The organism is Streptomyces sp. NPDC027962 (genome assembly GCF_055566095.1).
The window spans coordinates 1-1,597 of sequence record NZ_JBVHTA010000109.1 but is presented as its reverse complement, the minus strand read 5'-3'; the positions used below and the strand labels follow the sequence as shown (position 1 = coordinate 1,597).

The window sequence follows — 1,597 nt, the reverse complement described above, 5'->3', positions numbered from 1 at the left end:
CCTCGATCCACCGCGTGATCTCTGATCACGCGATGTGATTGTTTTTGGGGTGGGTTTTCGGTTTCGGGCAGGGCGGGTTTCCGGTTGGCCGCTGCCGGTGGCGGGTTCTCCGAGGTCTTCCAGGTCGTGGGCGGACGGCGGGGGTCGGTGGTCAGGTCTGTATGCGCTGGCCGGTGGCGGCCCACAGATCGGCGAAGTCGTCGGCCCAGCGCCAGCGTTGGGGCAGGTGCAGCACGATGCGCCGTCCCGGCCGGGCGGTCCGGGCCGGGACGTTGATGAGGTGGCGGCGGATGGTGCCGGTGCGTGCCTTGGCGTGGAAGGCGGAGGCGAGGGTTCCGGCGGCGCGGGTGAGGTTGTAGGCGGCTGCCGCCAGAGCGAGCCAGGCGGCGTTCGCGGTGAACTTGCCCGAGGGCAGGTGCGCGAGGGCGGAGTCCTCCAGGTCCGCGAAGACCTGTTCCACCGCGGCGTGAGCGCGGTGCATCGGTTCGGCGTCGGTGAGGACGAAGGTGCTGTCGGTGAAGACCGCATGGTGGCGCCAGACGGCGAACAGCTCGCTCTGCCCGTCGGGCACCGTCTTGGGGTTCAGTCGTTTCACCCGGCGCACGATCAGCCGGGCGGTGGTGCGGAATGCCTTCTTCTTGCTGGTGAACGCCGTGAACGGGACTTCGGCTATCTCGGCGTCGGAGATCCAGCGTTGCTCTTCGTCGTCCCAGATCGCGTCGGTGTACTTGATCGGCGTCCAGGCGTCGGGGGCGATCATCTCGATCGCCGCGCGGATCGTCTTGGTGACCGCGACGGCCAGCGAGAAGCGCGCTTTGGCCGTGCAGCAGGCGGCGACGACCTTGTGGGAGAAGTAGGCGGAGTCCGCGCGGACGACGATCTGCGCGGTGATGCCCATCGCCCGCACCGTGGCCAACGCCTCGCGCAGCAGCGAGGCGGCGCCCTTGCCGGAGCCTGCCGAGCCCTTGCGCAGCCTCGTGGCGACGATGATCGGCGCGCAGGTCGCGGTCTTGACGGTGACGATCTGGAAGTGGAGGCCGCGGACCTTGGTGTAGCCGAAGGAGGCGCCCTGCTTGGACGGGCCGTAGACCTGCTTGACCTTGGAGTCGATGTCGACGAACACCACCTCGTCACCCCTGGGAACCAGTCCGGTGTGGGCGGCCAGGTTGCAGGTGAACACGCGGGCCGCCGATTCGAGTTGGCGCACGTGTCCCCAGGTGAAGGCCCGCAGGAAAGTGCCAAGCGTGGAGGGCGCCCGCACCCCGCCGAACAGTTTCGGCAGCCCGCCGTGCCGCAGGACGTCCAGGTCGTCGATGGAGTCCGCGCCGGCGGCCATGCCGCCCACGACGCTCATCACCTTCGCGTCGGCAGCCACTCCGGCGCCGTTCTTCGCGCCGGTCAGTCTGACCTTCTCGGCCACCAGGGCCGGCAGACCGCACCGCTCGGCCAGCCGGATCACCGGGACCAGCCCGGCATGCGCGATCAGATTCGGTTCGTCGAACGCAGCGAAGGTCGCTGCCGGACTGTGGGACGATTTCACTTACGAGGTGCCCTCTTGCTCGGGTCTGATGGAAGCGTAGGAACTCCCATCATCCCA

At 68.6% G+C, this 1,597-nt stretch carries 1 protein-coding gene; it reads right to left on the bottom strand.

Going from position 1 to position 1,597, the window contains the following annotated elements:
* Nucleotides 1–151: 151 nt before the first annotated feature.
* Complete coding sequence (locus ACZ4SA_RS36870) at nucleotides 152–1,540, bottom strand: IS1380 family transposase (protein ID WP_468283222.1); 1,389 nt, start codon at nucleotides 1,538–1,540, stop codon at nucleotides 152–154.
* Nucleotides 1,541–1,597 lie beyond the last annotated feature (57 nt).